Source organism: Geodermatophilus ruber (assembly GCF_900114385.1).
GTDB classification, from domain to species: Bacteria; Actinomycetota; Actinomycetes; order Mycobacteriales; family Geodermatophilaceae; genus Geodermatophilus; species Geodermatophilus ruber.
Map to the genome: position 1 here is coordinate 241230 of NZ_FOSW01000005.1, position 25029 is coordinate 266258.

Genomic DNA, 25029 nt, shown 5'->3' on the forward strand with positions numbered 1-25029 from the left:
GCCCTCGTCCGGGGCCGGTCCTCGCGGGCCGGCCCCGGACGGCCCGGATAGGCTCGATCGGTGGCGGGTCGGCGGGTCGGGATCATGGGTGGGACGTTCGATCCCATCCACCACGGTCACCTCGTGGCGGCGAGCGAGGTCGCCGTGCTGTTCGGGCTGGACGAGGTCGTCTTCGTGCCCACGGGTCAGCCGTGGCAGAAGGGCCACCGCGAGGTCAGCCCGGCGGAGGACCGCTACCTCATGACCGTCATCGCCACGGCCTCCAACCCCCGGTTCACGGTGAGCCGGGTCGACATCGCCCGGGGTGGCCCCACGTACACCATCGACACGCTCACCGATCTGCGGCGGCAGCGTCCGGACGACGAGCTGTTCTTCATCACCGGCGCCGACGCGCTGTCCCAGATCCTCAGCTGGCGGGACAGCGAGCGCTTCCTCGAGCTGGCCCACTTCATCGGCGTGACCCGGCCCGGCTTCGACCTCGGGGCCGCCCACCTCCCGGAGGGGGCGGTCAGCCTGGTCGAGGTGCCGGCGCTGGCGATCAGCTCCAGCGACTGCCGGGAGCGGGTCAGCCGGGGCATGCCCGTCTGGTACCTCGTGCCCGACGGCGTCGTGCAGTACATCGAGAAGCGGGGCCTCTACCGCTCCCGCGGCGGCACCCGACCGACGGTGCGGGAGGGTGCCGGCGACGGCGCTCACCCGCCCGCGGCGGACGGGGCCACCCATGACCGGCTGCCCCCCGGCGCGCCCGGCGGCCCCGCTCCCACCGACCCACCACCCGATCATCTCCAGGAGGTACCCCGATGACCGCCTCGCCCGAGGCGCGGGAGACCGCACTGCTGGCGGCCCAGGCCGCCGCGGACAAGCTGGCGACGAATGTCTCGATCGTCGACGTCAGCGACCGGCTCGCGATCACTGATGCCTTCGTGCTCGCCGCGGCACCCAACGAGCGTCAGGTGCAGGCGATCGTCGACGAGGTCGAGGAGCGGCTGCGGCGGCACGGGGTGAAGCCGGTGCGCCGCGAGGGGGTCGCCGAGGCGCGGTGGGTGCTGCTCGACTTCATCGACGTCGTCGTCCACGTCCAGCACGCCGAGGAGCGCGCCTACTACGCCCTCGAGCGGCTGTGGAAGGACTGCCCGACGATCCCGTTCGTGGACCGGAGCGGGCCCGGGGCGGGGACCGGCGGGGAGGCCGCGGAGGGCGCGCCCCCCGGGAGCCGGACGACCCTGTCGGCCGACGACGTCGACCCGTCGAGCGCCGATCCGACCCCGCTGCCTCCCGAACCGGTCGAGGACGACGGGGTCGGGAACGGGGCCCGCGGCGACGCGGTGCCCCCGGCCGACGCCCAGGACGACGGATCCGCTCCGGGAACGACCGGCCGGTGACCGGGGCAGTTCCGCCGCTGCCCATGTCCCGCCTGCTGATCTGGCGGCACGGGCGGACCGAGTGGAACGCCACCGGCCGCTTCCAGGGGCAGCTGGACCCCCCGCTGGACGAGGAGGGCCGCCGTCAGGCGGCGCGCAGCGCCCGGCATCTGGCGGCCGCGGTAGGGCCGGCCGAGGACCCGGTCGTGGTCTCCAGCGACCTGTGCCGTGCGGTGCAGACCGCCACGGAGCTGACCGACCTGCTGGGCGTGCCGCTGCGGGAGGATCCCCGGCTGCGCGAGGTCGGGATGGGCTCCTGGGAGGGGCTGACCCGTGCGGAGGTGGCCGAGCGCTACCCGGAGCAGTACACCGACTGGATCGCCGGCCGACCGATCCGGGGCCGGGGCGGGGAGGACCCCGCCACCGTGCCGGCACGGGCGCTGGCGGCCCTCGGCGACCTGCCCGACACCCCGGTGGCCGTCGTGGTGACCCACGGCGGCACGGCCGCCCGGCTGATGGAGCGGCTCCTCGGGCTGGGGCCCGAGCACCGCCGGGTGTTCGGGCCGCTGGCCAACTCCGCCTGGAGCGAGCTGGCCCTGCAGAGCGGCCGCTGGCGCCTGCTCCGGCACAACGTGGCCCCGCACCAGCCGGTCTGCCCGGGGGCCGAGGGCCCCGCGGCGGTACGGCCGCTGGAAGCGGGCGGGAGCCCGGAGGAAGGCGTCCCGCCCGGCAGCGAGGACGCCGACGCCGTTCTCTGAACTCACCCCTCCGGGGCCCGCGGCACCGCACCGCGTCCGGAAGCGATCGGACTCCGGCTAGCCTCGCCGGGTGTCCGTCGCCGTGGTCACCGACTCCACGGCCTACCTGCCTCCTCAGCTCGTGGAGCGGTACGCGGTCGAGGTGGTCCCCCTGTACGTCGTCCTGGCCGGCCACTCGGGGCGCGAGGGGCAGGAGATCGGGCCGGTCGACGTGGCCCGCGCGCTCGGCGTCCGTGGTCAGCGCGTCTCCACCTCGCGGCCGACACCCGGGGACTTCGTCAGCGCCTTCCGGCGGCGGCTCGCCGACGGCGCCGACCGCATCGTGTCGGTGCACCTGTCCGCCGAGCTCTCCGGCACGGTGGACGCCGCCCGGCTGGCCGCCGCGCAGGTGGGCGAGCACGTCGTGACCGTCATCGACTCCCGGTCGGCTGCCATGGGCAACGGCTTCGCCGTCCTCGCCGCCGCCCGCGCGGCTGCGGCCGGTGCCGATGCCGCGACCGTGGCGGCCGCGGCGAGGAAGACCGCCGCCGCCACCCGCACGCTGTTCGTCGTGGACACCCTCGAGCACCTCCGGCGGGGAGGCCGGATCGGCTCGGCCGCCTCGGTGCTCGGCACCGCCCTCGCGGTCAAGCCGGTGCTGCACATGGCCGAGGGCCGGGTGGTCCCGCTGGAGAAGGTGCGGACCTCGGCCCGTGCGCTGACCAGGCTGGTGCAGCGAGGGATCGAGGCCGCCGACGGAGGGCCGGTGTCGGTGGCCGTCCACCACCTGGCCGCCCCCGAGCGGGCCGAGCGGCTGGCCACCGAGCTGCGCGAGCGGTTGCCCGGCCTGTGCGAGCTGTACGTCAGCGAGCTCGGCGCGGCCATCGGCGCCCACGTGGGACCGGGGGCGGTGGGCGTCGTCGTGGCCCCGACCCCGGGAGGGAAGCCGGCCGGCGAACCGGAGCCCGGCACCGACGCGCGGTCCGGCAGCGAGGGCACGCAGCAGCCATCGGCGGGGTGACGGAACCGGGGCGACGGGCACGGGAGCACACTGCCCCGGAACCGTGACGATGCGTTCGGCCGCATCCACAGGCCGGCCGCCTGTCCACAACCCTCCTCGACCAGCGGCCGGCCGCTGGATGGCTGCCTAGCGTCCGGTCGGTGCGCCTCTCCTCCCGCCGCGGTGACGACGCGGACCTGATCCGGGCCCGCCTGCGCGCCCTGCTCGACGAGAACGGCCACGCGCCCGGGTGGGTACCCGAGGACGAGACGCCGGGCGACCTGGACACCCCCGGGCTGGAGGGGCGCGACGGCGCAGACCCCGCGGACGCCCTACCCCGCGGCATCGGCCGGCACCGAGCCCCGGGCGCCGCCGTCCGCCTGGATCCCGGACGGCGCGGGGCCTGGTCGCTCTGGGCGGCCGGGTTGCTCGCCGCACTGCTGCTCGCCGCGTGGACCTGGTGGGACCGCCCCCGGGTGGAGCCGGCCCCCGCGGAACCGGTCGGCACGTCGCCGTCCGAGGCGCCCGAGCCCGCACCGGCCACGCCCCCCGTGGGGGTGGCCGCGGAGACCTCGCCGACCGTCGTGGTCTCGGTGGTGGGCCTGGTGACCCGGCCCGGCCTGGTGACCCTGCCCCAGGGGTCCCGGGTCGCCGACGCGATCACCGCCGTCGGTGGGCTGCTTCCCGACGCCGATCCGGCCGCGGTGAACCTCGCCGCGGTCCTGGCCGACGGTCAGCAGGTCGCGGTGGGCGTGCCCGGGGCCGCCACAGCGGGTGCCTCCACCCCGGGCGCGGTTGCGGCCGGTGCGGCGCCGGTCGACCTCAACGCGGCCACCGTCGGCGACCTCGACGCACTGCCCGGGATCGGCCCCGTGCTGGCCCAGCGGATCGTCGACCACCGCGAGCAGCACGGCCGCTTCGGCTCGGTCGAACAGCTCGACGACGTCCCCGGCATCGGCCCGGCCACCTTCGCCGAGCTCGTCGACCTGGTGACCGTGTGAGCGCCGCGCCCGAGCGATGGTCGTGGGTGGACCTGCGGCTGGTCCCGGCCGCGGCCACCGTGTGGGCCGGCACCCTCGCCGCGCCGGCGCTGCGCCCGGCGCTGCTCGGCGGGATCGCCCTGGCCGCCGCCGGTGCCGCCGCTGCCCTCGTCCGGTGGCGCCGCTCGACCGCGGCCGTCGTCTGCCTCGGCGTCCTCGCTGCGCTCGCGGTCACCGCCGCCACCGCCGCCGTCCGCGCCGGCGCCCGGGAGGCCTCCCCGCTGCACGCGCTGGCGGAGGACCGGCGCACCGTCCTCGTCGAGCTCGAGCTGGACGGTGACCCACAGCGGATCGGTGGCGCCGGCCCGCCCCGGGTGGTCGTCGACGCGACCGCCACGGCCGTCGAGGACGGCGGCACGCGCACCCGCCTGGACGACGCGGTGATCCTCTTCGCCCCGGCCGAGGAGTGGCTCGGGCTGCTCCCGGGGCAGCCCGTCCGGGTGCGGGTGGCCGCGGCGCCGGCCCCGGCCGCGGACGGGCTGGTGGCGCGGTTGTCGGCCCGCGCGCCGCCGACGCCGCTCGGCAGCCCGCCCTGGGTGCAGCGGGTCGCGGGCGACCTGCGTGACGGGCTCTCCGCGGCGGCCGCCCGCGTGCTGGATGCACGGGCCGGCGGCCTGCTGCCGGGGCTGGTGGTCGGGGACACCCGCGCCATGGACCCCGTGCTGGTCGAGGACTTCCGGCGCGCCGGGCTGGCGCACCTCACCGCCGTCTCGGGCGCCAACGTCGCGATCGTCCTGACCGGGGTGCTCGCGCCGCTGCGCCGGCGGGCCACCGACCGGCGTGTGCAGGCCCTGGTTGCGGCGGCCGCCCTCGTCGGGTTCGTGCTGCTGGCCCGCCCCACCGCGAGCGTCGTGCGGGCCGCCGCGATGGGCGCGGTGACCCTGCTGGCGCTGGCCACCGGCCGCTCGCGCGCGGCGCTGCCGGCCCTGGCCGCGTCCGTCGTGGTGCTCGTGCTGATCGACCCCGGCCTCGCCCGGGACGCCGGCTTCGCCCTCTCCGTCGCGGCGACGGCCGCCATCGTCCTGCTCGCACCCGGCTGGTCGCGGCGGCTGCGCGGCCGCGGCTGGGCTCCCGCCCTGGCCGACGCCGTCGCGGTCGCCGCGGCGGCCGGCGTCGCCACCGCCCCGCTGATCGCGGGGCTGTCCGGGCTGGTCAGCCTCGCCTCGCTGCCGGCCAACCTGCTGGCCGCGCCGGCCGTGCCACCGGCGACGATCCTCGGGCTGCTGGCCGCCCTGGTGGCGGTGGCCGTGCCGCCGCTGGCCGACGCGCTGGTGTGGCTGGCCGGCTGGCCGGTGCGCTGGCTGGTCCTCGTGGCCGAGCGCGCCGCGGCACTGCCGGACGGCGCGACGGGCTGGCCGGCCGGTACGCGCGGCGCGCTGCTGCTCACCGTGCTCGTGCTCGTCCTGGCGTGGCTGCTCTGGCGGTTCGCGCGTCTGCGACCGCTGGCTCTCGCCGCTCTCGTCGGCCTGGTCGTCGTGGGCTGGCCGGTCCGGCAGCTCACCCGCGGCTGGCCGCCCGACCGCACGGTCGTCGTGGCCTGCGACGTCGGGCAGGGGGACGCCCTCGTGGTGCCGACCGGGCCGGGGCAGGGCGTGCTCGTCGACGCCGGCCCGGAGGTCGGACCGGTCGACCGGTGCCTGGACCGGCTGGGCATCGACACCCTGCCCCTGGTGCTGCTCAGCCATCTGGACGCCGACCACGCCGGCGGACTGGCGGGGGCGTTCTCCGGACGGACGGTGGGCGTGGTCGCCACGGGCACGTTGGCGCCGGACGATGACCGGGCCGAGCGGCTGGCCGAGGCCACTCGCCGGGCCGGCGGAACCCGGGCCGTCCTCGTCCCGGGGGACGACCGCACGGTCGGCGGCGCCCGGGTCGAGGTGCTGGCGCCGCCGGCCGAGATCGCCACCGCCGCGGTGGAGCCCAACGACCTCTCCCTGGTGGTGCGGATGACCGCGCAGGGTGTGCGGGTGCTGCTCCCCGGCGACCTCGGCGGTCAGGCGCAGGCGCGCCTCGTGACGCGGGGCGCGGACCTGCGGGCCGACGTCCTCAAGGTTCCGCACCACGGCAGCGCGGACGCCGACCGCGGGTTCCTCGCGGCCACCGGGGCACGGGTCGCGCTGCTCTCGGTCGGTGCGGACAACCCCTACGGCCACCCCACCGCCCGCGTGCTGTCCTGGCTGGCCCGGGAGGGCATGCGGGTGCACCGCACGGACGCGGAGGGGGACCTCGCGGTGGCCGGCTCCGCCGGGAACTGGGGCGTCGCCACCCGCGGCCGCGACGCGGGTGCGCAGGCGGCGACGTCCGCACCCGACGGGACACCACCGCCGGCACCGGTCGGGGGGCCGCGCGTGCAGCGGCGGCGTCACCCCCGCGTGACACCATGCCGGTGTGGCCGCAGCACCCCCCGCACCGACGTCACGCCTGCGCGCCGTGGTCGGCGAGGAGGAGCTCCTGCGCTCCCGCGCGGTGGCCGCGGTGCGCGCCGCGGTGCGCGAGCGCCACCCCGGGGCGGAGCTGCACGAGCTCCCCGCGCTGGGGCTCCCGGTGGGGCAGCTGGCCGACGTCCTGGCGCCGTCGCTGTTCGGCGAGCACCGCCTGGTGGTCGTCACCGGCGTGCATGAGGCGGCCGGAGCGCTCGCCGACGCGCTCACCGGCTACGCGAAGGAACCCGACCCGGACCTCACGCTCGTGGTGGTGCACAACGGCGGCAAGCGGAACGAGGCACTCCTCAAGGCCTTCACGGCCGCCGGAGCCGCCGTCGACGAGTGCCCGAAGATCAGCTCGACGGGTGACCGGATCGCCTTCGTGCGCAGCGAGGTGCGCGCGGCCGGGGGACGCATCACCCCCGACGCGGCCGCCGCGCTGGTGGAGGCGATCGGGGCGGACCTGCGGCAGCTGTCGTCGGCGGCCAGCCAGCTGACCTCGGACTTCGGCGGCACGATCGACGCCGACGCGGTCGCCCGGTTCCACCGCGGGCAGGCCGAGGTCACCGGTTTCACCGTGGCCGAGCGGGTCCTGGTCGGTGACCGCCGGGGAGCGCTCGAGATGCTGCGCTGGGCGTCGCAGCGCGGGGTGGCCCACGTGCTGATCGCCGACGCCATCGCCGACGGGGTCCGCACCGCGGCCCGGGTGACCTCGGTGCGCAGCAGCAACCCCGGCGAGCTGGCCCGCACGCTGAAGATGCCGCCGTGGAAGGTCAAGAAGGCCCAGTCCCAGGCGCGCGGGTGGAGCATCGAGGGGCTGCAGCTGGCGATCGGGGTGGCCGCGGACCTCAACGCCGACGTCAAGGGCGCCGCGGCCAGCGCGGAGTACGCGCTGGAGCGCGCGGTGCGCCGGATCGTGGCGATCCGGGCCTCCACCGGCAGGGGCCGCGGCTGACACCCTCGCCGCGGTCACCGCACGGCGGCCGAGGAGCCCCGGGCGACGTGGGGGCCCTGGAAACGCACAGAGCCCCCTCCCTGTCAGGGAGGGGGCTCTGTGCGGACCGCGGATATCGCGGTTGACGTCAGCTGGAGAGGCTGGCGACCCGCTTGGCCATGCCCGACTTGCGGTTGGCGGCCTGGTTCTTGTGGATGACGCCCTTGCTGGCGGCCTTGTCGAGCGCCTTGCTGGCGATCTGCAGGGCAGTCTGAGCGGCCGCGGCGTCCCCGGCGTCGGCGGCGGTGCGGAAGCGCCGGACAGCCGTCTTCAGGGCGGACTTGACGGCAACGTTGCGCTGACGCGCCTTCTCGTTCGTCTTGATCCGCTTGATCTGGGACTTGATGTTCGCCACGCGTGAGCCTCGGGTGTCTCTCGGGAGGGAGTACTTCTGACAGTGCGTCCGGACGGCAAGCGTCAGCGGACCGGTCTGCCAGGGTACCAGCGACTGTCGCGCCGCCCCAACCCGCGGTTCGGACGCCGCCGGTCCAGCCAATCGCTGGACGCCGCGCGCAGCCGTGGGACGATGGAAGCACTGTGACGACTCCCGCCTACACCGACCCGGCCCGCATCCGGAACTTCTGCATCATCGCCCACATCGACCATGGCAAGTCGACGCTGGCCGACCGGATGCTCGAGGTCACCGGGATCATCGAGGCGCGGCAGATGCGTGCGCAGTACCTCGATCGCATGGACATCGAGCGCGAGCGCGGCATCACCATCAAGGCGCAGAACGTCCGCCTGCCGTGGACGCCGACGACCGGAGAGCACGCCGGCACCGATCACGTCCTGCACATGATCGACACCCCGGGGCACGTCGACTTCACCTACGAGGTGTCGAGGTCCCTGGCCGCGTGCGAGGGCGCCGTCCTCCTCGTCGATGCCGCCCAGGGCATCGAGGCCCAGACCCTGGCCAACCTGTACCTGGCCATGGAGAACGACCTCACGATCATCCCGGTGCTCAACAAGATCGACCTGCCGGCCGCCCAGCCGGACAAGTACGCCGCGGAGATCGCGCACATCATCGGCTGCGACCCTGACGACGTGCTGCGGGTCAGCGGCAAGACCGGCGAGGGGGTGCCCGAGCTGCTCGACGCCATCGTCGAGCAGATCCCGGCCCCGACCGGCGAGGCCGACGGCCCCGCCCGGGCGATGATCTTCGACTCGGTCTACGACATCTACCGCGGCGTCATCACCTATGTCCGCGTCGTCGACGGGCGGATCGCCGCCCGCGACCGGATCAAGATGATGTCGACCGGCGCCACCCACGAGCTCCTCGAGATCGGCGTCATCTCGCCCGAGCCCAAGCCGGTCGAGAGCCTGGGCGTCGGCGAGGTCGGCTACTTCATCACCGGGGTGAAGGACGTCCGCCAGTCCCGCGTCGGCGACACCGTGACCCTCCAGCACAAGCCGGCCAGCGAGTCGATCGGCGGCTACCGCGACCCGAAGCCGATGGTCTACTCCGGCCTCTACCCGATCGACGGCAGCGAGTACCCGCTGCTGCGTGAGGCGCTGGACAAACTACTGCTCAACGACGCCGCGCTGACGTACGAGCCGGAGACCTCCGCGGCGCTCGGCTTCGGCTTCCGCGTCGGCTTCCTCGGCCTGCTGCACCTGGAGATCGTCCGCGAGCGGCTGGAGCGCGAGGCCGGCATCAGCCTCATCTCCACGGCGCCGAACGTCGTCTACCGGGTGGTGATGGAGGACGGCTCCGAGATCACGGTGACGAACCCCAGCGACTGGCCGATGGGGAAGATCGACACGGTCTACGAGCCGGTCGTGAACGCGACGATCATCGCGCCCAGCGACTACACCGGCGCCATCATGGAGCTGTGCCAGGGCCGCCGTGGCCAGCTGGGCGGCATGGACTACCTCTCGGAATCCCGCGTGGAGCTGCGCTACGTGCTCCCGCTCGGTGAGATCATCTTCGACTTCTTCGACGCCCTGAAGTCACGCACCCGCGGCTACGCCTCCCTCGACTACTCCGAGGCCGGGGAGCAGGAGTCCTCGCTGGTCAAGGTCGACATCCTGCTGCAGGGTGAGGCCGTCGACGCCTTCAGCGCGATCGTGCACAAGGACAAGGCCTACAGCTACGGCGTGATGATGGCCGGCAAGCTGCGCGAGCTCATCCCGCGCCAGCAGTTCGAGGTGCCGATCCAGGCCGCCGTCGGCTCGCGGGTCATCGCCCGCGAGACGGTCCGCGCCATCCGCAAGGACGTCCTGGCCAAGTGCTACGGCGGTGACATCACCCGCAAGCGGAAGCTGCTGGAGAAGCAGAAGGAGGGCAAGAAGCGGATGAAGATGGTCGGCCGCGTCGAGGTTCCTCAAGAGGCGTTCGTCGCCGCGCTCTCCACGAACGAGTCGACCGCCTCCAAGAAGTGAGCGGCCGGCTCGAGGCCGTCTGCGTCGCGGGCGCGGATCTGCTGCCGCTTCCGGGCCGGAAGCCGAACCGCAGCGGGATCGACAAGAAGCCGGTCGCCGGCCGGGTCGCCGTCGGCGAGCTCGGCCTCGACGGTGACGTCCAGGTCAACCGCAAGTACCACGGCGGCGAGGGCCAGGCGCTCTACGCCTACGCCCGGGAGGACGCCGACCGGTGGTCGGCGGAGCTGGGCCGCGACCTCCCGCCCGGCCGGTTCGGCGAGAACCTCCGGACGACCGGCCTGGACCTGACCGGCGCGCTGCTCGGCGAGCGGTGGCAGGTGGGGACGGCGCTGCTGGAGGTCACCGCGCCGCGGATCCCGTGCGCGAACTTCGAGCGGTTCTGGGGCGTGCCGCAGCTGGTCAAGCGGTTCACCGCGTACGGCGCCTGCGGTGCCTACCTGCGCGTGCTCGAGCCCGGCGACGTCGGGGCCGGCGACGCCATCGAGGTCGTCGTCCGCCCGGACCACGAGGTCACCGTCGGCCTGGCCTTCCGGGCCTTCACCACTCAGAAGCACCGCCTCCCGCAACTGGCTCCCGCCCTGCAGCACCTGCCGGTCAGGGACCAGCCCAAGATCGCCGCGAAGATCGCCACGCGGACCGGCGCCTCGGTCTGATCGCGGCGGCGCGCTACTGTCCGCCGCGGTACGCCGGGAGCAGCCCCGGCCGACGGGGAGGTCCGCCATGCTCCTGCGCCGTACCGGCGTCGCACTCGCGCTCGCCGGACTCCTCCTGACCGGTTGCGGCGGCGAGAGCGAGCCCGAGGAGTCGGCGTCCGGGCTGCTCGAGCGCGCCAGGACCACCCTCGACGAGGCGCAGAGCGCGCACTTCGTGCTCGACAGCCACAACGCGCCCGGCAGCGGCACCGCCCTGGTCGGTGGCGAGGGGGACATCGCCCGGCCGTCCTCCTTCGAGGGCACGCTGAAGGTGGTCGCGCTGGGGTCCACGCTGGACCTCGAGGTCATCTCGGTCGACGGCACCGTCTACGCCCAGCTGCCGTTCACCTCCGGGTTCAGCGTCGTCGACCCGGCCCAGTTCGGCTTCGGGGACCCCGGCGCGCTGCTCACCCCGGGGACGGGCATCTCGCAGCTGCTCGCCGAGGCGGAGTCCGCCGAACTGGGGGAGGAGCGCCGGGTCGACGGCGAGGTGGTCCGTGAGGTCACCACCGAGCTGCCCGGCGACCTGGTGGGGCGGGTGCTCACCAGCGCCGACCCGAGCCGGCCGGTGCAGGCGCTCTTCTCGATCGCGGCGAGCAGCGGTCACCTGCGCCGGGCGGAGCTGACCGGACCGTTCTTCAGCGCGGAGAGCGACGCGACGTTCATCCTCGAGCTGAGCGACTTCGGGGCCGATGTCGAGATCACCGCGCCTGCCGTCGGTTGACGCGCCCGCCGGCGCCGCCCCGCGGCCGGTCCCGGGCCTGGCCGTCGTCGTCCTCGCGGCGCTGGCCGTCCTGGTCACCGCGGCCGACACCTACGTCGTCGTCCTGGCGCTGCCCGACATCCTCACCGGCGTCGGGGTCGGGCTCGGCGAGCTGCAGCGGGCGACGCCGATCGTCGGCGGCTTCCTCCTCGGCTACACGGCCACGCTGCCCCTGCTCGGCCGGCTGGCCGACCTGCGGGGGCGGGTCCCCGTGCTCGTCGGCTGCCTGCTCCTCTTCGCGTTCGGCTCCCTGCTGACCGCCACCGCCGAGGCGCTCGGCCCCGCGGTGGCCGGCCGCGGGCTGCAGGGCATCGGTGCCGGCGGGCTGGTCCCCGCCACGCTCGCCCTCGTGGCCGACCGCTGGCCGCCCGAGCGCCGCGCGCTCCCGCTGGGGGTCGTGGGCGCGGTCCAGGAGGCCGGCGCGGTGCTGGGCCCGCTCGCCGGCGCCGCGGTGCTCGCGGTGGCCGACTGGCGGGCGATCTTCTGGTTGAACCTGCTGCTCGGGCTGGGGCTCGGCGCCGGGGTCCTGATCCCGGCACGGGGACGGCGGCCGGACCCGCTGGGGCTGGCGCTGGCGGTCCTGGCGGCGCTGGCGCTGGGCCTGCAGCTCGCGGCCCCGGCGGCGCTGGCCGAGGACGTGACGATCGGGCTGCTCTACGTGCCGGTGGTCGAGTCGCTCGCCTGGTCCACCCCGCTGGTCCTCGCCGCCGCGCTGGCCGGCGTCGGCCTCGTCCTGCGCAGCCTGGCGGCGCCGGACGGCGCGGTGCTGCCGCTGCGCGGGGCGCGCCGGCTGGCCGGGGAGGTCGACGGGCTCGGTTCGGCGCTGGCCGTCGTCGCGCTGGGCAGCCTGGTGTGGGCCTTCGCGGCCGCCGACCCGGCCACCCAGATCGTGGCGTACGGACCGGTGCTGCTGCCGCTCGCCGCCGCGGCCGGGATCGCGTTCGTGCTCCACGAGCGGCGGGCGGCGGATCCGGTCCTGCCGGTGCGGGCACTGCGCCCGGTGGGCGCGTGGGGCGCCCTGCTGGTGAACCTGCTGGTCGGCGTCGCCCTGGTCGCGGCGCTCGTCGACGTCCCGTTGTTCGCGCGCAGCACCACGACGCCGGGCGACCAGCTCGGCGCCGCGCTCGTGCTGCTGCGGCTGCTGATCGCGGTGCCGGTGGGCGCGGTGGCCGGCGGCTGGCTCTGCCGCGTGGTCGCCCCGCGGTTGGTCGCGGCCGCCGGGATGGCGCTCACCGCGGGAGCGTTCGTGTTCATGACCGGCTGGGACGAGCGGTCCCTGGACGGCGCGTGGTCGACGGTGGTGCTGCTCGCCGCGGGCCTCGGCTTCGGGCTGGCGATCGCCCCGGTGAACACCGTGCTGCTCGGGGTGACCGGTGCCGACGTGCACGGCAGCGCCGGTGCGCTGGCCGTCGTCGCCCGGAGCGTCGGGATGCTCGCGGGCCTCTCGCTGCTCACCGCCGTCGCGCTGCGCCGGTTCACCGCCGAGGTCGACGCCATCGGCACACCGTTCGAGCTGTGCCCGCAGACACCGGCCGACTGCCCGGCCTACGACACCGCGACCGGGGCGGCGGTCCTGACCCAGCTGCACACCGTGTTCGCCGGGGCGGCGATCGCCGCCGGCCTGGCCGCGATCGCCGCCGTGGTCCTGCTCCGCGTCGACCGTCCGGCCACGGTCAGGGGTTCAGGGCGAGCCTGATCTCCTGACGCAGCCCGTCGATGTCGATGCCGCGGTCGTGCAGCACCTTCATGGCCAGGCCCTCACCCTCGCGGATCAGCCCGAGGGCGATGTGCCCGTCGCTGATCGTCTTCTGCTTGAGCGCGATGGCTTCGCGCAAGGAGAGCTCGAGGACCTTCTTCGCCCGGGGGCTGAACGGGATGTGGCCACCGGGACCGGATCCACGGCGTCGAGGACCGTCGACGTCGAGCGCGCCCGGACCGAAGCTCGCCTCGACCGAGGAGCGGACGGCGTCGAGATCGATGCCCAGCGACGTGAGCGCGTCGCCGTCGAGGTCGCCGCTGCCGAGGTAGCCCACGACGGCCTCCGCGACCGCGTCGTGGGTCAGCCCGTGCCGGGCGAGGACGGCGGCTGTCGGCGTGCCCAGCCGCTCGAGCAGTCCGAGGAGCAGGTGCTCGGTGCCGATGTGCCCGTGGTGCAGCCGGGCCGCCTCTTCCTGGGCACCGACGACGACCTGACGCGCGTCCTGGGTGAACCGTTCGAACATGCTCAGTCCTTCCGCCGGAGCGGCCCGCGGCCGCCCGCGTACTTCTTGTGGACCGCCTGCCGCGTGACGCCGAGGAGCTGGGCGATCTGCTCCCACGTCCAGCCCTGGTCGCGGGCGCTACGGACCTGGAGGGCCTCCAGTCGCTCGACGAGCGTCCGCAGGGACCGGACGGCGCGCAGCCCGACCGCGGGGTCCTGACTGCTGGCCGCGGAGGCCACCTGTGCCGTGTCCGCCATGGTTGTCAACCTAGGTTGCATAGCTCGGCGCTGTCAACACTGATTGACATGCTGGGCGTGAGGTTTCGTTCCCTCCGCGCAGGTCGTGGTCCGAGAGGTCACCCCGCGTCGGCGACGACCTCGTAGTGGGTCACCGTCGTCTCCCGGTCGACGAGGTACCGGTCGTCGTCGGGGTAGAACACCGCCCGCTCGATGTCGTCGCCGGCGAACCCGCGGATCGCGTCCCGCGACGCCCAGAAGCTCAGCGTGACGATCTCGGTCCGTCCGTCCTCGAGGTCGCGGGCGAGCATCCACGCCCCGTGGTTGCCCGGGGTGCGGCGGTACTCGGCCATCCCGGTTCGTTCGATGTAGTCGACGTAGGCGGCCCGGTCGGTGGTGCGTACCCACCCGCGCCAGAGCCGGGCGATCACGGCGGCCCCCTTCGGTTCAGGCGACGGCGGCGACCTCACCGCTCGGGGGCGGCCCGGCGTCGAAGCCGGTCACGGCGTGAAGACGATCTTCCCCGCGGTGCGGCCCTCCAGCATCCGCTCGAAGCCCTCCCGGGCCTGCTTCAGCGGCAGCTCCACGTCGATCACCGGCCGGACGCCGGTGGTGGAGCACATCTGCAGCAGCGACTCCAGCTCCTCGCGGGTGCCCATCGTCGAGCCGATCACCGACAGCTGGGTGAAGAACACCCGGTTGAGCTCCGCGCCCGGGTTGAAGCCGGTGGTCGCGCCGGAGGTGACCAGCACGCCGCCGGGCTTGAGCGACTTGACGCTGTGGCTCCAGGTCGCCTCGCCCACGGTCTCCATGACGCCGTCGACCCGCTCGGGGAGCCGGGCGCCGGTCTCGAAGGCCTGCTCGGCACCGAGCGCCAGGGCCGCGGCCCGCTTCTCCTCGCTGCGCCCGGTCACCCACACCCGCAGGCCCGCCGCCCGGCCCAGCACGATCAGCGCGGTGGCGACCCCGCCGCTGGCGCCCTGCACGAGCACCGTCTGCCCCGGCCGCAGCCCGGACTTCACGAACAGCATCCGGTAGGCGGTGAGCCAGGCCGTGGGCAGGCAGGCCGCCTCGGCGAAGGACAGCCCGGCCGGCTTGGGCAGCACGTTGCGCCGCGGGACGGCGACCCGCTCGGCCATCGTGCCCTGGTGGAGCTCGGAGAACAGGGTCCGCTTCGGGTCCAGCGTCTCGTCGCCGGTCCAGCCCGGGCTCGCGACCACCCCGTGGACGACGACCTCGTTGCCGTCCTCGTCCAGGCCGGCCGCGTCGGTGCCCAGGATCATCGGCATCCGCTCCTGCGGCAGCCCGACCCCGCGCAGGCTGAACAGGTCGTGGTGGTTGAGGGAGACGGCCTTGACCTGCACCGTCGTCCAGCCGTCGGGCACCTCGGGCTCGGGACGCTCGGCGACCTCCAGCACGGAGAGCGGGTCCTTCGGGGCGGGCGTGGAGACGAAGGCAGCGAGCATGACGGGAAGGTAACGGAGCCGAGGCCGCCCTGCGACGCCGGTCACCGCCCGGGACGGTGATCGCGACAACCGTCCCGGGGGCGGTCAGCGGATGACGACGACGTGCTCGCCGCGGGGCACGAACTCGCCGATCACCGGGGCACCGGGGACCTCCCCGCCGAGCAGCAGCCCGCCGGAGGTCTGCGCGTCGGCCAGCAGCAGCGCCTCGTCCTCCGGCACCGCGGACAGGTCGGTGTGCGGGCGCACCCAGTCCAGGTTGCGCCGGGTGCCACCGGAGACGAACCCGCCGGCCAGCGCCTCCCGGGCGCCGGCGAGGTAGGGGACGGCGGCCGCGTCGACCACCGCGGTCACCCCGCTGGCCCGGGCCATCTTGTAGAGGTGGCCGAGCAGCCCGAAGCCGGTCACGTCGGTGCCCGCGCGGATGCCCGCGGAGACCGCGGCCCGGCCGGCGTCCCGGTTCAGCGCGGTCATCGAGGCGACCGCCTCCTCCGACACCTCGCCGGTCGCCTTCATCCGGCTGTTGAGCACCCCGACACCCAGCGGCTTGGTCAGCGACAGCGGGGTGCCGGCGACGGCGGCGGAGTTGGTGATCACCCGGTCGACGTCGACCACGCCGGTGACCGCCATGCCGTACTTCGGCTCGGGGTCGTCGATGGAGTGCCCGCCGCCGACGTGACAGCCGGCCTGCTGCGCGGTCTCCAGCCCGCCGCGCAGGACCTCGGCGGCGAGCTCGGCCGGCAGCACGTCCCGCGGCCAGCCGAGCAGGTTGACGGCGACGACCGGGGTGCCGCCCATCGCGTAGACGTCGGACAGCGCGTTGGCCGCGGCGATCCGGCCGAAGGTGTAGGCGTCGTCGACGACCGGGGTGAAGAAGTCGGTGGTCAGCACCAGCCCCTGCCCCCCGGCGATGCGGACCACGGCCGCGTCGTCGCCGTCGTCGAGCCCGACGATCAGTTCGGCGGCCGGATCGGCCGGCCCGGTCGCGGTCAGCCCGGCGACGACCGCCTCCAGCTCGCCGGGAGGGATCTTGCAGGCGCAGCCGCCGCCGTGCGCGTACTGGGTCAGCCGGATCCGGGGAGGCGCGGTGGTCACGGCCTCACCGTAAGCTGCCCGGTGGAGGCGTCAGGGTGCCTGGTGGCCCCCGCGGCCTCTAAAGCCGACGTGGCCGAGCAGCTCGGTCAGGCGGGTTCGATTCCCGTCCGCCTCCGCCATGCCTCGCGCGGGGCCGGCCCCCGGGCCGGCCCCGCGGAGGGCGCCCTCGCTCAGGCCGGCTGGGCCGCCCGCGCCTGGAGCAGGCCGACCACCCGCTCTGCCGCCTCCCGGCTGGAGGCCGGGTTCTGCCCGGTGACGAGGTCACCGTCGACCACCACGAACGGCGCCCAGGCGGGCCCGCTGCGGAACCGGGCGCCGGCCGCGCGCAGCCGGTCCTCGAGCAGCCACGGTGCCTTGTCGGCGAGGCCGGCCTGAGCCTCCTCCTCGTTGGTGAAGGCCGTCAGCTCGCGGCCTACGAAGGCCCACGTGCCGTCGGGCCGGACCGCCGGCAGCAGCCCGGCGGGGCCGTGGCAGACCGACGAGACGATCCTGGCGGCGTCGAGGAAGCCGAGGAGCAGCCGGCCGAGGTCGGTGGAGACGGCGAGATCCTCCATCGGACCGTGGCCGCCGGGGATGAAGATCGCGTCGTACTCGCCCGGGGACTGGTCCTCGAGCCGCGCCGGGGCGGCCAGAGCCCCGGACAGCGCGTCGAGCTCCGCGCGCAACTGGGCGGCGCGCTCCTCACCACCGGCCATCTCCGGGTCGAGGCTGCGCTGGTCCACGGTCGGCGGGGTCCCACCCGGGGTCGCGATGACGACGTCGATGCCGGCCTCGCGGAAGATCCCGTGCGGTACGAGGAACTCCTCGGCCCAGAAGCCGGTGGGATGGCGGGTGCCGTCCTTGAGAGTCCAGTGGTCGGCTGCGCTCAGGACGATCAGGACTGCGGGCATGGTGCTCTCCTCGGTGGGTGCGGCGCGCCGGGCGCGGGGGATGGTGGGGCAGCCCCGATGGAGCCGCCGGGCAACCGGGTGGGTTCCGGTGTCCCTCGGCGTACCCCGCGCCGGCCGGAGCTCACACGGTCGGGGACGCCGGTGCGGGAACCGGAGCGCGCAGGACCTAGCGTCGTGCCCATGGTGGAGAACGTGCGGGCCGACCGGCGGCGACAGGTGCCCCGCACCGACACGCTGCTCGCCGACCCGCAGCTCGCCGAGGCCGCCGAGCGGCTGGGGCGGGAGCTGGTCAAGGCCACCGTGCAGCGGGTGCAGCAGCGGATCCGGGAGGGCGCCGTCCTGCCCGCCGCCGCGGTGGACGCCGTCCTGGCGGTGCTGCCGGCGACGGCGAGCAGCCTGCGCCCGGTCCTCAACGCCACCGGGGTGCTGGTGCACACCAACCTCGGCCGGGCGCCGCTGTCGGCGGCCGCGGTCGCGGCGGTCGCCGCCGCGAGCGGCACCACCGACGTGGAGCTCGACCTGGCCACCGGGCGCCGCGGGCCCCGGGGGGAGGCGGCGCTCGCGGCGCTGCTGGCCGCGGTCCCGGCCGCCGAGGCCGCGCTCGTGGTGAACAACTGCGCGGCCGCCCTCGCCCTGGTGGCCACCACCCTCGGCGGGGAGCTGGTCATCGCCCGCGGAGAGCTGGTCGAGATCGGCGACGGATTCCGCATCCCCGAGCTGCTCGGCGCCACCGGCGCCCGGCTGCGCGAGGTCGGGACGACGAACCGGGTGACCCTCGGCGACTACCGCGACGCCCTGCACGCGGAGACCGGCGCGGTGCTCAAGGTGCACCCGTCGAACTTCGTCGTCCGCGGCTTCACCCGGGCCGTGCCGATCGCCGAGCTCGCCGCCGGGCTGGCCGGCCGCGGGGTGCCGCTGGTGGCCGACGTGGGCTCGGGTCTGCTCCGCCCGCATCCCGCGCTGCCCGACGAGCCGGACCTGCAGACCACCCTCGCCGACGGCGCCGACCTGGTCCTCGCCAGCGGTGACAAGCTGCTCGGCGGCCCGCAGGCCGGGATCGTGCTGGGCCGCGCCGACCTGGTGCAGCGGCTGCGCCGGCATCCGCTGTACCGGGCGCTGCGGGTCGACAAGACGACACTGGCCGCCCTGGAGGCGACGCTGCGCGGGCCGGTGCCGCCGGTGCCGCAGATGCTCGCCGCGGACGTCGCCGGGCTGCGCCGCCGGGCCGAGGCGCTGGCGGCCCGGCTGGCCGCGGCGGGGCTCGACGCGGTCGCCGTCGACTCGGAGGCGCGGGTCGGCGGGGGAGGGGCGCCGGAGCACCCGCTGCCCAGCGCGGCGGTGTCGCTGCCCGAGGCGTTCGCCGACCCCCTGCGCGCCGGCACCCGCCCGGTGGTCGGCTACCGGGCCGGCGACCGGACGCTGCTGGACCTGCGCAGCGTGCCGCCCGCGGCCGACGGGGAGCTGGCCGCCGCGGTCCTGGAGGTGGCGGCGCGATGGACGTGATCGCGACAGCGGGCCACGTCGACCACGGCAAGTCCCGCCTCGTCCGCGCCCTCACCGGCATGGAGCCCGACCGGTGGGAGGAGGAGCGCCGCCGCGGCCTGACCATCGACCTCGGCTTCGCCTGGACCACGCTGCCCTCGGGCCGCCGGCTCGCGGTCGTCGACGTCCCCGGGCACGAGCGGTTCATCGGCAACATGCTCGCCGGCGTCGGCTCGGCGCCCGCGGCCCTCGTCGTGGTCGCGGCCGACGACGGCTGGTCGGCGCAGACCGCCGAGCACGTGGCCGTCCTCGACGCCCTGGGGGTGCGGCACGCGCTGCTCGCCGTCACCAAGGCCGACCTCGCCGACCCCGGGCCCGTGCTCGCCGACGTGCGGGAGCGGCTGGCCCGGACGTCGATGGGGGAGGTGCCCGGCATCGCGGTCAGCGCGGTGACCGGTGCCGGCGTCCCGGAGGTCGTGGCGGGCCTGGAGGTCCTGCTCGCCGGCCTGCCCGCGCCGGACCGGGCCGCGCCGGTGCGGCTGTGGATCGACCGCGCTTTTCCGATCCGGGGCGCGGGCACGGTGGTCACCGGCACCCTGGCCGCGGGCAGCGTGGCGCCCGGCGACCGGTTGCAGCTGGGTGACCGGGAGGTCGGTGTCCGCGCGGTGCAGTCGCTCGGCGAGCCGGTCGAGCGGGCCGGGGCCACTGCCCGCGTGGCGCTCAACCTGCGCGGCATCGGCGTGGAGGAGCTGGCCCGCGGCGACGCGCTGCTGACGCCGGGCGCGTTCCGGTTCACCGGCGAGGTCGACGTCACCCTCGGGGCCGAGCCCGAGCGGCTGCCGGCCGAGGCGATCGTGCACGTCGGTTCGGCGGCCGTGGCGGCGCGGCTCCGCCCCCTGGAGGGGGCGGCGGTGCGGCTGCGGCTGGCCACCCCGCTGCCGCTGCGGGTCGGCGACCGGCTGCTGCTGCGGGACCCCGGTGCGCGGCGGGTGCTGGGCGCCGACGTCCGGGACGTCGACCCGCCCGAGCTGCGCCGCCGGGGTGCCGCCCGGGCGCGGGCGGCCGAGCTCGCGGCGCAGGCACCCGGGGCCGCCGGCGCCGCCGCCGACCTGGCCCGCCGCCGCGTCGTCCGGGCCGCGGACTTCGCCGCGATGGGCTGGCCGGTGCCCGAGGGGGCGACGCAGGCGGGGCCGTGGCTGCTCGCCCCCGGGCTGGCCGACGAGCTCGCCGCGGGGCTTCCCGCGCTGGTCGGGCGGTACCGGCAGCAGCACCCGCTGGAGGCCGGGCCGCCGGTGGCCGTCGTCCGCCGGGAGCTGGGCCTGCCCGACGACGAGCTGCTGCGGGCCGTGGTGCGGCCGCCGCTCGCGCTGCGGGAGGGCCGGGTGGCGGTTGCCACCGCCGGCCTGCCGCCCCGGGTGCAGCAGGCCGTCGACGGCATCCGTGCGCGACTGGCCACCGAGCCGTTCGCCGCCCCCGAGGCCGGGGAGCTGACCGGGGCCGGGCTGGGCCCGCGGGAGCTGGCCGCCGCGGTCCGCGACGGGCAGCTGGTGAAGATCGCCGAGGGGGTCTACCTGGCGCCGGGCGTGGAGGGGGAGGCCGCTGTCCGCCTGGCCGGCGTGGCGGCACCGTTCTCGCTCAGCCAGGCGCGGTCGGCCTGGGGGACCACCCGGCGGGTCGCCGTCCCGCTGATGGAGTGGCTCGACGCCCGCGGTGTCACCGAGCGGCTGCCCGACAACACCCGCCGGCTGCGGTAGTCCTGCGCATCCTCGTGCTCTGCCCACGGTGGTGGGCAGAGCACGAGCATCCGCGGAAATCCGGTCAGCCGCCGGGAGCGCTCGCCCTCATCGGGCCTGTCATGCCGGCAACTCCTCCGGGTCAGTCAGCGGCCGGCACCCAGCGGGCGGGGCGCTTCTCCCGGAAGGCGGCGATCCCCTCCTGCCCCTCCTCGCTGGCGAAGAAGCGGGCGGAGAGCTCCAGCAGCTCGTCGAAGGACCCGCGCAGCCCGCCGGCACGCAGCAGCCGCTTGGTCTCGGCCAGCGCGGCGGGCGCCCCCGCGGCCAGCGCGGTGACCTGCGCCGCGACGGCGGCGTCGACCGCGTCGTCGGGCACGCAGACGTCGACGAGCCCGCCGGCCGCCGCGGCGGCCGCGTCGAACACCTCGCCGGTCAGCAGCAGCCGGTGCGCGACGTGCGGCAGCATCCGCGGCAGGACGACGGCGGAGATCACCGCGGGCACGATGCCCAGGCGCACCTCGGAGAAGGCGAAGGTGGCCGAGCCGCCGGCGACGACCACGTCACAGGCGGCCAGCAGGCCGACCCCGCCGGCCCGTGCCGGGCCCCGCACGACCCCGAGCACCGGCTTGGGCGAGCGCCAGACGGTCTCCAGGATCTCCGGGAACTCGTGCACCCCCTGGTCCTCCGCCGCCCCGCCGGTGGCCTCGGAGAGGTCCATCCCCGAGCAGAAGACCCGCCCGGTGTGGTCCAGCACGATCACCCGCACGTCCTCGTCGTCCAGCGCGTCGGCCAGCGCGGAGCGCAGCTGCGCCCGCATGGCACGGGAGAGGGCGTTGCGGTTCGAGGGGGAGTCCAGCGTCAGCGTCGCGACCCCGCGCGACACCGAGACCTGCAGTACCCGGTCAGAAGTCACGCCGGGCATCCTGCCGGGCGGTGGCGGGCGCGCGGCACACTGGGAGCAGATGAACACCGTCCTGCCCCTGCTGCCGGCCGGCCCGGCCCGGGATCCGGCCCCGGCGCCCTTCGAGCTCCCCGGCAGCGCCCGCGAGGGCCTGCGCGCCACCCCGTTCGGGCTCTACGTGCACGTGCCCTTCTGCGCGACCCGCTGCGGCTACTGCGACTTCAACACCTACACCTCCGACGAGCTCGGGCCGGGGGCCAGCCGGGCCCAGTACGCCGGCACCGCGATCGCCGAGCTGCACCGCGCCGCGCGGACCCTCGGCCCCGACCTCCCGACCGTCTCCACGGTGTTCGTCGGCGGCGGCACGCCCACGCTGCTGCCCGCCGAGGACCTCGCCGCCGTCCTCGCCGCGGTCCGCGAGCTGTTCCCGGTGGCCGACGACGTGGAGGTCACCACCGAGGCCAACCCGGAGACGGTGACCCCGGCGTCGCTCGAACGGCTGCGGGCGGCCGGGTTCACCCGGGTGAGCCTGGGCATGCAGTCCGCCGCCGAGCACGTGCTCGCCGTCCTGGACCGCCGGCACACCCCCGGTCGGGCCGTCGAGGCGGCGCGCGAGGCGCGGGCCGCCGGCTTCGCGCACGTCAACCTCGACCTCATCTACGGGACGCCGGGGGAGACGCAGGCCGACTGGGCCGCATCGCTGGATGCCGTCCTCGCCGCGCCGGTCGACCACGTCAGCGCCTACGCGCTCATCGTCGAGGAGGGCACCCGGCTGGCCCGCCGGATCGCCCGGGGCGAGCTCCCGATGCCCGACGACGACGTCCTGGCCGACCGCTACGAGCAGGCCGACGCGACCCTCCGCGGTGCCGGCTTCGACTGGTACGAGGTCTCCAACTGGGCCACCGGCGACGCGGCCCGCTGCCGGCACAACGAGCTGTACTGGGCCAACGCCAACTGGTGGGGCGTCGGCCCGGGCGCGCACAGCCACGTCGGCGGGCTGCGCTGGTGGAACGTCAAGCACCCGGCGGCCTACGCCGACCGGCTGCTGCGCGGGGAGAGCCCGGCGCAGGACTCCGAGCTGCTGGGCGCCGCCGACCGCGCGCTGGAGACGATCATGCTCGGCATCCGGCTGCGGGAGGGGCTGCCGCTCACCGCGCTCTCGCCGACCGGCCGCGCCCGCGCCGCCGACGCCGCTGCCCGCGGCCTGCTGGACCCGGCCGCCCACGCGGCCGGCCGGGCCGTCCTCACCGACGGCGGACGGCTGCTCGCCGATGCCGTGGTCCGCGACCTCACGGACTAGTCCGCAGCCGCCCGCAGCAGGTTATGGTGCCCGTTCCGGCAACGGCGCCGGACCGGTCCAGGGGGTGGTCAGCGATGGACATGCCCGTGCCCCGCCAGGCTGTTGGGCGCCTGCCCGGTCCACACCCGCCGCCGGGCCGGCGCCGCGATCCGGCCGCCTGCTGCGCCCTCGCCATGAACCGGCGGGCCCGCGGCCGGCAGTTCTCCTGACTCCGTTCCCCGGAGTTGCGCACCTTCCCACGCCGACGCGCCACCGCTCTCGTGACCGCGTTCCCTGCGTTGCACGCACGAGGAGAACAAATGACCACCAGCAGCATCGACGCCCATGCCCCGCTGTCCGGCGGGGGCCGGTGGGAGCACTTCCGAGCGCGGCTGGAGAGCCAGCGCGCCGAGTGCGTCCGGGACCGCGAGCTCGCGCTGGCCGACACGGTGCAGTCGCTGCCCGACGACGTCGCGGTCAGCCGCGCCGCCAGCCTGCAGCGGACCATCCAGGACATCGACGCCGCGCTGGCCCGGATCACCGCGGGTACCTACGGGTACTGCATGGACTGCGGCACCGAGATCCCCGAGGAGCGGCTGGAGCTGCGGCCTTTCGTCACCTGTTGCGTGCGCTGCCAACCCCGGCACTGACCTCGCCGCGCCGAGCCGCCCCCCGAGGTCAGTCCCGCCGCGGGTGGGGCACCGGCGGCTGGGCCGGGATCGCCGCGGTGGAGGGGCTGGGTGTCTCCACCGGCATGAGCGCGTCGAGATCGAGCACCCGCACGTGGATGACGTTGCGCTGCTGCAGCGCCGCGCGCAGGGCCCGGTGCAGGCCGTCCTCCAGGTAGAGCTCGCCGTGCCACTGCACCGCATGCGGGAACAGGTCCCCGTAGAAGGTGGAGTCGTCGGCGAGCAGCGCGTCCAGCGCCAGCTCGCGCTTGGTGGTGGTCAGCGTGTCGAGCCGGATCTGCCGGGGCGGGATCATCGCCCAGTCCCGCGTGGACAGACCGTGGTCGGGGTAGGGGCGCCCGTCGCGTACCGCTTTGAAGATCAGGGGATCGACCTCCGCTCTCCTGCCCCACGGGGCACCCACCGTCGCCCACCCTATCGGCCGTGTCCTGCCGGCGTCGCCGCCCGCGGTCGATGTGGGTGGTTCCACGGCCGCGAGCCGCGCCACGGTCGCGGCACTCGGACGTATGCTTCTCAATTGGCACTCTGTCCGTGCGAGTGCCAGGCGTCGTGCGCGGTGCCGGGGGGAGCGCCGGCCGCGGCCGCGCACCCGCGGGGGTGCCGCACGACGTGTCGACCGGTACGGGGAGGTGTCACCGTGGCGCACGACGAACGCCGCCTGCAGGTCCTGCGCGCGATCGTCCAGGACTTCGTCTCGACCAACGATCCGGTGGGCAGCAAGGCCCTGGCCGAGCGCCACGACCTCGGTGTCTCACCGGCGACCATCCGCAATGACATGGCGGTGCTCGAGGAGCAGGGGTACATCACCCAGCCGCACACCAGTGCCGGCCGGGTGCCCACCGACAAGGGGTACCGGCTCTTCGTCGACCGGCTGTCGGCGGTCAAGCCGCTCTCGGCCGCCGAGCGGCGGGCCATCGAGCGGTTCCTCGACGGCGCCCTGGACCTGCACGACGTCCTCAACCGGACGGTGCGGCTGCTGGCCCAGCTGACCCACCAGGTCGCCGTCGTGCAGTACCCGACGCTGTCGCGCAGCGCGGTCCGCCACCTCGAGGTGGTGCAGGTGTCCAGCTCCCGGCTGCTGCTGATCCTGATCACCGACACCGGGCGGGTCGAGCAACGGCTGGTCGACTGCCCGCTCGACATCGACCTCGACGACGTGGCCGACCTGCGAGCGCTGCTGAACTCCGCGTTCGCCGGGGCCAAGCTCGCCGACGCCGGCGGCAAGGTGCCCGAGCTGCTGGAGACCGCCGCGCCGTCCCTGCGGCCGCTGGTCGCGGCGATGAGCGCCGCCCTCGTCGAGACCCTGGTGGAGCCGGGCGAGGACCGGCTGGTCGTCGGCGGCACCGCCAATCTGGCCCGCGAGGCGATGGGCTCGCCCGGCGGCCTGCGCGCGCTGCTGGAGGCCTTGGAAGAACAGGTCGTGGTGCTGCGGTTGATCGGAGAGGTCGACGCCGGCGGTGCGGTGCTGGTCCGCATCGGCGAGGAGAACGCGCACGAGGCGCTCACCGGGGCGTCCGTGGTCTCCGTCGGCTACGGCTCGGCCGACCGTGCCCTCGGGGGGCTGGGCATCGTAGGACCGACTCGCATGGACTACCCAACGAACATGGCCGCGGTCCGCGCCGTGGCCCGCTACGTCGGCCAGATCCTGGCCGAGAGCTGAGGCTGAGA

Annotated in this window: 24 protein-coding genes, 1 tRNA gene and 1 pseudogene; 17 read left to right on the plus strand and 9 right to left on the minus strand. The window is 75.6% G+C overall.

Translation table 11 applies throughout. From position 1 onward, the window contains the following. The first annotated feature begins 60 nt into the window (after window positions 1-60). The 7 genes and pseudogenes from nadD to holA all read left to right on the plus strand — a co-directional run bounded on the left by nadD (window position 61) and on the right by holA (window position 7516). Window positions 61-804 (plus strand): nicotinate-nucleotide adenylyltransferase, encoded by a 744-nt coding sequence (gene nadD / locus BMZ50_RS10700; protein ID WP_245753543.1) that lies wholly within the window; start codon window positions 61-63, stop codon window positions 802-804. After that, window positions 801-1382 carry a ribosome silencing factor gene (gene rsfS, locus BMZ50_RS10705; RefSeq protein WP_091324041.1) on the plus strand — a complete coding sequence of 194 codons (582 nt, stop codon included), beginning with the start codon at window positions 801-803 and terminating at the stop codon, window positions 1380-1382. Before nadD ends, rsfS begins: the two co-directional genes overlap by 4 nt. Continuing rightward, window positions 1379-2119, plus strand: a complete 741-nt coding sequence (locus tag BMZ50_RS10710) for a histidine phosphatase family protein (RefSeq protein ID WP_245753545.1) — start codon at window positions 1379-1381, stop codon at window positions 2117-2119. The genes rsfS and BMZ50_RS10710 overlap by 4 nt, the downstream gene beginning before the upstream one ends. Window positions 2120-2189: 70 nt before the next feature. Further along, window positions 2190-3119 (plus strand): DegV family protein, encoded by a 930-nt coding sequence (locus BMZ50_RS10715; RefSeq protein ID WP_091324045.1) that lies wholly within the window; start codon window positions 2190-2192, stop codon window positions 3117-3119. Window positions 3120-3259: 140 nt separating this feature from the next. Continuing rightward, window positions 3260-4099 carry a ComEA family DNA-binding protein gene (locus tag BMZ50_RS10720; protein ID WP_091324047.1) on the plus strand — a complete coding sequence of 280 codons (840 nt, stop codon included), beginning with the start codon at window positions 3260-3262 and terminating at the stop codon, window positions 4097-4099. Between the two features lie 668 nt (window positions 4100-4767). Continuing rightward, a pseudogene (locus BMZ50_RS25145) lies at window positions 4768-6210 on the plus strand (ComEC/Rec2 family competence protein); the annotation flags it as partial. Between the two features lie 415 nt (window positions 6211-6625). Beyond that, window positions 6626-7516, plus strand: a complete 891-nt coding sequence (gene holA, locus BMZ50_RS10730; protein ID WP_342708031.1) for a DNA polymerase III subunit delta — start codon at window positions 6626-6628, stop codon at window positions 7514-7516. A 127-nt stretch (window positions 7517-7643) separates the two neighbouring features. On the opposite strand, the gene rpsT is transcribed toward holA, so the two are convergent. After that, window positions 7644-7910 carry a 30S ribosomal protein S20 gene (rpsT, locus tag BMZ50_RS10735; RefSeq protein ID WP_091324054.1) on the minus strand — a complete coding sequence of 89 codons (267 nt, stop codon included), beginning with the start codon at window positions 7908-7910 and terminating at the stop codon, window positions 7644-7646. A 182-nt stretch (window positions 7911-8092) separates the two neighbouring features. Here rpsT and lepA point away from each other — a divergent pair, with 182 nt between their 5' ends. The 4 genes from lepA (at window position 8093) to BMZ50_RS10755 (ending at window position 13088) form a co-directional block, all read left to right on the plus strand. Next, window positions 8093-9937, plus strand: coding sequence for a translation elongation factor 4 (lepA, locus tag BMZ50_RS10740; protein ID WP_091324055.1), 1845 nt, complete (start codon window positions 8093-8095; stop codon window positions 9935-9937). Next, window positions 9934-10590 carry an MOSC domain-containing protein gene (locus BMZ50_RS10745; protein ID WP_091324056.1) on the plus strand — a complete coding sequence of 219 codons (657 nt, stop codon included), beginning with the start codon at window positions 9934-9936 and terminating at the stop codon, window positions 10588-10590. The genes lepA and BMZ50_RS10745 overlap by 4 nt, the downstream gene beginning before the upstream one ends. A 67-nt stretch (window positions 10591-10657) precedes the next feature. After that, window positions 10658-11353: an LppX_LprAFG lipoprotein gene (locus BMZ50_RS10750; protein ID WP_091324057.1), complete on the plus strand. Its 696-nt coding sequence runs from the start codon at window positions 10658-10660 to the stop codon at window positions 11351-11353. Continuing rightward, entirely contained in the window at window positions 11322-13088 is a 1767-nt protein-coding gene (locus BMZ50_RS10755; protein WP_091324058.1) for an MFS transporter, read from the plus strand. The genes BMZ50_RS10750 and BMZ50_RS10755 overlap by 32 nt, the downstream gene beginning before the upstream one ends. Here the strand turns inward: BMZ50_RS10755 and BMZ50_RS10760 are convergent. From BMZ50_RS10760 to selD, 5 genes are all read right to left on the minus strand, one after another. Further along, on the minus strand, window positions 13066-13614 hold the full coding sequence (locus tag BMZ50_RS10760) for a Clp protease N-terminal domain-containing protein (protein WP_091324060.1): 549 nt from the start codon (window positions 13612-13614) through the stop codon (window positions 13066-13068). The genes BMZ50_RS10755 and BMZ50_RS10760 overlap by 23 nt on opposite strands. Before the next feature lie 2 nt (window positions 13615-13616). Continuing rightward, window positions 13617-13850, minus strand: a complete 234-nt coding sequence (locus BMZ50_RS10765) for a helix-turn-helix domain-containing protein (RefSeq protein ID WP_091324063.1) — start codon at window positions 13848-13850, stop codon at window positions 13617-13619. 98 nt (window positions 13851-13948) lie between these two features. After that, window positions 13949-14260 (minus strand): antibiotic biosynthesis monooxygenase family protein, encoded by a 312-nt coding sequence (locus BMZ50_RS10770; protein WP_177212748.1) that lies wholly within the window; start codon window positions 14258-14260, stop codon window positions 13949-13951. 69 nt (window positions 14261-14329) lie between these two features. Beyond that, window positions 14330-15295, minus strand: a complete 966-nt coding sequence (locus BMZ50_RS10775) for a zinc-binding dehydrogenase (protein WP_091324065.1) — start codon at window positions 15293-15295, stop codon at window positions 14330-14332. Between the two features lie 84 nt (window positions 15296-15379). Beyond that, window positions 15380-16387 carry a selenide, water dikinase SelD gene (gene selD, locus BMZ50_RS10780; RefSeq protein ID WP_218146201.1) on the minus strand — a complete coding sequence of 336 codons (1008 nt, stop codon included), beginning with the start codon at window positions 16385-16387 and terminating at the stop codon, window positions 15380-15382. A 23-nt stretch (window positions 16388-16410) separates the two neighbouring features. On the opposite strand from selD, the gene BMZ50_RS24180 reads away from it, so the two are divergent. Continuing rightward, a tRNA-OTHER gene (locus tag BMZ50_RS24180) sits at window positions 16411-16506 on the plus strand. Between the two features lie 51 nt (window positions 16507-16557). Here BMZ50_RS24180 and BMZ50_RS10785 read toward each other — a convergent pair. After that, entirely contained in the window at window positions 16558-17277 is a 720-nt protein-coding gene (locus BMZ50_RS10785) for a type 1 glutamine amidotransferase domain-containing protein (protein ID WP_091324069.1), read from the minus strand. A 180-nt stretch (window positions 17278-17457) separates the two neighbouring features. On the opposite strand from BMZ50_RS10785, the gene selA reads away from it, so the two are divergent. Beyond that, window positions 17458-18780 (plus strand): L-seryl-tRNA(Sec) selenium transferase, encoded by a 1323-nt coding sequence (gene selA / locus BMZ50_RS10790; protein WP_091324071.1) that lies wholly within the window; start codon window positions 17458-17460, stop codon window positions 18778-18780. Next, on the plus strand, window positions 18771-20513 hold the full coding sequence (selB, locus tag BMZ50_RS10795; protein WP_091324073.1) for a selenocysteine-specific translation elongation factor: 1743 nt from the start codon (window positions 18771-18773) through the stop codon (window positions 20511-20513). Before selA ends, selB begins: the two co-directional genes overlap by 10 nt. A gap of 121 nt (window positions 20514-20634) precedes the next feature. Here selB and BMZ50_RS10800 read toward each other — a convergent pair whose 3' ends face one another. Continuing rightward, window positions 20635-21405 carry an enoyl-CoA hydratase-related protein gene (locus BMZ50_RS10800; protein ID WP_091324075.1) on the minus strand — a complete coding sequence of 257 codons (771 nt, stop codon included), beginning with the start codon at window positions 21403-21405 and terminating at the stop codon, window positions 20635-20637. A gap of 49 nt (window positions 21406-21454) precedes the next feature. On the opposite strand from BMZ50_RS10800, the gene hemW reads away from it, so the two are divergent. Both hemW and BMZ50_RS10810 read left to right on the plus strand, forming a co-directional pair. Further along, window positions 21455-22693, plus strand: coding sequence for a radical SAM family heme chaperone HemW (gene hemW / locus BMZ50_RS10805; protein WP_091324078.1), 1239 nt, complete (start codon window positions 21455-21457; stop codon window positions 22691-22693). A gap of 299 nt (window positions 22694-22992) precedes the next feature. Then, entirely contained in the window at window positions 22993-23322 is a 330-nt protein-coding gene (locus BMZ50_RS10810; protein ID WP_091324081.1) for a TraR/DksA family transcriptional regulator, read from the plus strand. A gap of 28 nt (window positions 23323-23350) precedes the next feature. Here the strand turns inward: BMZ50_RS10810 and BMZ50_RS10815 are convergent, their stop codons facing one another. Then, window positions 23351-23764, minus strand: coding sequence for a type II toxin-antitoxin system VapB family antitoxin (locus tag BMZ50_RS10815; RefSeq protein WP_425432008.1), 414 nt, complete (start codon window positions 23762-23764; stop codon window positions 23351-23353). A 234-nt stretch (window positions 23765-23998) separates the two neighbouring features. On the opposite strand from BMZ50_RS10815, the gene hrcA reads away from it, so the two are divergent. Continuing rightward, window positions 23999-25021, plus strand: a complete 1023-nt coding sequence (hrcA, locus tag BMZ50_RS10820) for a heat-inducible transcriptional repressor HrcA (protein WP_091324083.1) — start codon at window positions 23999-24001, stop codon at window positions 25019-25021. The last annotated feature ends 8 nt before the right edge of the window (window positions 25022-25029 follow it).